The organism is Bacteroidales bacterium (assembly GCA_018334875.1).
Taxonomy (GTDB): domain Bacteria; phylum Bacteroidota; class Bacteroidia; order Bacteroidales; family UBA12077; genus JAGXLC01.
Map to the genome: position 1 here is coordinate 1 of JAGXLC010000095.1, position 5,612 is coordinate 5,612.

Here is a 5,612-nt window from a genome sequence, read left to right on the forward strand (position 1 = left end):
ATTCAGATAATACAAACGGTCAGGCCCAGGATACAGGATCATCGGGATTGATACGTTGGATCGAGTTGCTTGGGAACAAGCTTCCACACCCATTCTGGATCTTTGTGTGGATTTGTATATTTGTTGTGATTTTAAGCGGTATAACTTCTTATTTGGGAGTTAGTGCCACGGATCCATCAACAGGCGAGGTGGTGGAGGTTAAAAACCTGATCTCCGGAGAGGGATTGCGCCGTTTTGTGCAGGAGATGGTAACCAATTTTTCCCATTTTGCACCTTTTGGGCTGGTGCTGGTTATGCTGATGGGTGTGTCCGTTGCCGAACGAAGCGGATTGCTTAGTGTTGCCATGCGGACCGTTGCTTTTTCAGTACCCAATAAAGTTGTATTACCGGTTATATTTATTATAGGAGCCTGTGGCAATATTGGTTCCGATGCCGGAGTGGTTATTGTTCCTCCAATAGCGGCCCTTATTTTCAGACAGATGGGGCTAAACCCCATCGCCGGTCTGATAGCCGGATATGCAGGAGCGACGGCCGGTTTTACCGCCAATTTGTTCATTGCCGGCACCGATGTGTTGCTGGCCGGCATTAGTACCTCCGTAACCGAGCGGGTAGCTGACGGGATGGAAGTCAGTGCAACGTCTAACTGGTATTTTATGATTGTATCCACCATTTTACTTGGGCTTGTAGGCGCTTTTGTAGTATCGAAATTCACCCTCCCCAGGTGCAACAAACTAGCCTGCGATTTGTCAGCGGATACGGATACGGCGGAGACCCTTTCAAGCGAAGATGAGAGAAGAGGTCTTAAGCGTGCCGGTATTGCATTATTGATTTATGTGATCTTTATTGCCCTGTTGGTTGCACCGCCAGGGGCACCCCTGCGTGATCCCGAAACGGGAGGTCTCGTCCCTTCACCCTTTTTAAGAGGGCTTATTCCCATATTGTTTTTCTTCTTCGCTATACCAGGCTACTATTTTGGTAAAGCAACCGGTACGATAAAAAAACCGAATGACGTGCTTAAGTTCATGGAGAATGGAATGAAGGAGTTGTCGGGGTATATCGTTTTAATGCTTGTGGTAGCTCAATTCATCAACCTTTTTAACTGGTCACAGCTTGATACCATACTGGCCATTTCAGGTGCCGAATTTTTAGAGGCTACAGGTCTTACCGGTCCCTTGATGTTCACATTGTTTATGATCATTGTCGCTGTCATTAATATTTTCATGGGAAGCGGCTCGGCAAAATGGGCCATTTTTGCTCCTGTTTTTATACCCATGCTACTCCAGATCGGTTATAATCCCGCTTTTGTTCAATTGATGTACCGGGTGGGGGATTCCATTACAAACTGCATTTCACCAATCTATCCATACTTCCCGCTTTTGCTGGGGTGGGTGCATAAATACAATAAAAATCTGGGCATAGGAACCGTCATATCTCTGTTATTTCCTTATGCTATAATTCTTTTCCTTATGTGGCTTATATTGCTGTTTGTATGGTTCGGATTGGACCTCCCCATCGGAGTGGGAGAGGGGATTTTTATGTAACCTGGGCCTTGATATAATTGACTGGCATGAAAAACGAGCGTAACGCAGCCAGCGGATATTATAGACAGACTCTATTTAACCAGAAATTTTAATTTGTATTTATTCCGGCGACTGCTCTTTATTCAAATATGGCCCGGATGTCCTCCTCACTCAGCTTCTTGACAAAGCTCTGCTCTGCGGTGATGAGGTCTTCTGCCAGGGTTTTCTTTCTTTCCTGAAGGTTGAGGATTTTTTCTTCCACCGTATTTTTGCAGATCATCTTGTACGCAAAAATGTGCTTGTCCTGCCCGATGCGATGCGTGCGGTCGATGGCCTGCTGTTCTACGGCCGGATTCCACCATGGATCGATCAGATAAATATAGTCTGCTTCGGTAAGATTGAGACCCAATCCGCCGGCTTTCAGACTGATCACCATGATGCGGCATTGATTATCTTCCTGGAAAGTTTCCACGGCTTGTTTCCGGTCACGGGTTGAGCCGTCCAGATAGCTGTAAACCAATCCCTCCTTATCCAGCTCACGGGTGATCAGTTTGAGCATGCTTACAAACTGGGAGAAGATGATCACTTTGTGCTTGCCGGTTTTTTCCCTTACATGCCTTAAAATTTCCTGCAGTTTTACAGAATTGTTGCCATAATCTTCTTCCGTGTTCATAAGGGCAGGAGAGTCGCATATCTGTCTCAGCTTCGTCAGTGCATCCAACACATTGAATTTGGCTTTGTCAAGTCCTTCTTCATCAATTTTACTGAGCACCTGATTTCTGTATTCATTTTTAAAAGCTTCATACACTTTTCTCTGTTCTTCTTCCATCTCGCAGAAAAGCGGTATTTCGGTTTTTGGCGGCAGTTCTTTGGCCACCTTTTCCTTGGTTCTTCTGAGCAGAAAGGGTTTGATCAACTGCTGCAGCTCCCGGGTTTTTTCTTTATTGCCGTTTTTATCAATTGGAATGGCGTACTCTTTTTTAAAGAAATTCTGGGATCCAAGCAATCCCGGGTTGACAAACTGCATCTGGGCATACAGTTCCATGGTGTTGTTTTCAATGGGTGTGCCGGTCAGCGTGAATCGGTAGGTGGCGTTGATCAGGTTCACCGCCTTGAAACGCAACGAGGATGGATTCTTGATGGCCTGTGATTCATCCAGAACGGCAACGGTGAACTCAAAATCTTTCATCCATTCGATATCACGGGTGAGGGTGCCGTAGGTGGTCAGTATGATATCATAGTCTTTCCAGGTGCTGCTGTCCTTTGTCCGTTGCTGGCCCCAATGAACTACATACTTCATGCCCGGTGTGAACTTGAGTATTTCGTTTTCCCAGTTGAAAAGCAGTGTGGTGGGAGCTATAACGAGAAATTGCTGCCTTTTACTGCCGTTCTGAGACTGGAGGTACCGGAACAGGGAAAGCATTTGCAGGGTTTTTCCCAGGCCCATATCATCCGCCAGAATACCGCCCCATTTGAACCGGTGAAGAAAGACCAGCCAGTTGAGCCCGGCCTGCTGATAATTGCGCAGCTCTGCCTGAACACCATCCGGAGTGGATACTTCTTCAATCGAATCAAAGGATTGCAGCAGTTGTTTCTTTTCTGCAATTTCTCTCGCCACCGCATCGTCATCCAACTGATCATACAATTGTTCAATAAGCTGAAAATGGAGCTTGCTTAATTTGAGCTTGCCATCCTGAACTTTACCGAACTTAAGCATTTTTGACCATTGCTCCAGCCATTCGCCGGGTAGAAGTCCCCAATTATCCTCCCCAAGCCTGACATAATGTTGTTCTTTCATCACTGCCTTGCGGACCTCTTTTAGCGATACCGACTGCTCACCGAAGTTTACCTGCATGTCCATGTCGAACCAGTCAATGCCGGATTTCACACTGAAGCTGGTAGAAGGCCGGTTGGGGTTGTAACGGATCTTTTTGAGATCTTTGAGCCCATATACTTCAATACCCTTTTCCTTGCATTTTTCAAAGAAATCAAAGAACCACATCTTTTTCATCACTTCATCTACATGGAGGAAATAGTATTCCTGCTCGGTAAACGGGCTGAAGCCAGGATGGAGATCAACGATAAAATCTCTGATGTTCTGTTCATATTCCTTGTCCCTGGGGATAACGGTTAACAACCCCTCTTCATCTGTATCGTACAGGTTTTTTCCTGCTTCGTTGAGCAGCACTTCTTTATCGCCGTAAACCACGATGGGATAGATAAGAAGGAAATTACCGGTTTCGGTCAGCTTGATCCTGGTTTTTGGTTGTACCTTTTTTTCTTTTGGCTCCATGCTTTTATCCATTTCTACAGGGATTTTATTCTGGATTTCCTGAATGAACGTCTCGAATATTTTTGGCCACTGTTCGTGAGGAATTTCAATTACCCGCTCCTCCCAAAAATTGAAGTGAGCGGCCAGCAGGAAGTGGTGGTGGTTTTTCCATGTGTGGATTTCGTTGTCTTCCAAGTTGATCCAGACGGGATAATGCATATCATTAATGGGTCCCATGGGTACCTTGCCATTGAGGGTTATGGAAAAGGTGAGTTCGATGTGTCCCTTTTTTTTCTCCACCTCCAGTTTGCTCTCCAGGAACTCTTCCGTGTTGATCTTAACAGGCTCCAGGTTTTTGGCCGGGAATCGGGCATAATTATGAATCCATTCACTGAAGTAAACATATTTGTTTTTCATTTTTGGAAGTACCTGATGAAGATAATTCAGGTAATACCTGGAGAAATCGTTTAACCGGGGGAGGACCTGCCGGGCTTCTTCCTCTGAAATGGCATACCAGTGTGTCTTTCCATGTTCCATTGCAGCAAGCAGATCCTTGTTTAGCCGGGTTTCTGCATCCCGGTACTCGTTGCTCAGTGAAATGATTTCCTGATCTTCCGGAGATATATCTTTCAGAATAGATTCTATATCATAGATTTGATCCAGTGATTCAAGGGTTTGTTTATGAGCGGTGCGGTCTTTACGCAATTTACCATGAACTGGTGTTATTCTGGGAAGGTGAAGGCCTGAAAAGGTGGTCCGGTTTTCTATCACGTAGCCGAGAGAGGTCTCTTCCAGATGGTTTTTATTGCCATTCCGGAGATGCAGTTCCTTTTCGGTAGGTGGGGGATTCTTAAAACCTTTGAATTTGGTCAGCTCTGATATTTTGGTGATGGAAGGATCCAAAACTTCCAGAAAGAGATTTCCTTCATAGAAATAGAAGCGCAGTTTGTCAGCGGGATAATTATCCGGGGTATAACCATAGTCATCCAGTAACGCTTTCTTTTCTTTTTCCCACGAATGAGAGGATTCAAAGGCATGTTCTCCGTAGCGACGGGATATGAAGAGTAATACCCCCAGCTTATGGGCACAAAGGATGTGTCCGGTATCGCTGCAGGTGCAGGAAGTATGGATGGTGGTTTCGTATTGCTTTTTATTGAGCACGACGGAATAGGTTGTATCTCCATCGTGGACGTTTGCTTTGAAGGTGCCGTTCTTATCCTTCTTTATCTGAATGTTTTCAGGAACAGTCAACTGACTTACCTTGTTTTCCAAATCCGCGGGGATGGAACGTTCAAGCCTTTTCTCACCGATCGATGCGGCGGTAAGGGATACATTCTTCGGATCCACCCTTTTTCTGTTGTAAATCGAATTGAGGTGATTTTCAAGTTTACATTCTGTTAATGCTGCCACCGTATGTTTGCAGATTCCGCCATGATCGTAAGGACAATTGCAGGAGGTTTCCAGGTTGTTTTTCCCCCTGAATTCGATTTCCACCAGATATTCCTCATCGCGTCCGGAACTGAGGACTGAAACTTGTAATGTGTTTTTGAGGGTAATCCATATCCCGGTAATGTGACCTCCCCTCCAGAGTTCGAGACCCCTGCGTTCTACGGGATGAGAAGTATTAACGTCTATATAATAATCAATTACCGTTTGTATAACCTGGTTGGTTTTCATATTCTTTACCTAAGCTTAATGAGAATACAAAAATATCAAATCCTCAGATTCAGGATAGGAGCTTACCATAAAATTTATAAACAATGTTGGGGTAGGATATCAACAATCATGAGATGTTTGATTGTCGCATTGTCATTTGATTA

General features: G+C 44.9%; 2 protein-coding genes. One reads left to right on the top strand and one right to left on the bottom strand.

Annotated features, from left to right (window positions below):
- A partial coding sequence (locus KGY70_09585) for an AbgT family transporter (GenBank protein MBS3775428.1) occupies positions 1 to 1,541 on the top strand: 1,541 nt, incomplete at its 5' end.
- Between the two features lie 118 nt (positions 1,542 to 1,659).
- On the opposite strand, the gene KGY70_09590 is transcribed toward KGY70_09585, so the two are convergent.
- Positions 1,660 to 5,469: an SNF2 helicase associated domain-containing protein gene (locus KGY70_09590; GenBank protein MBS3775429.1), complete on the bottom strand. Its 3,810-nt coding sequence runs from the start codon at positions 5,467 to 5,469 to the stop codon at positions 1,660 to 1,662.
- Positions 5,470 to 5,612: the final 143 nt, after the last annotated feature.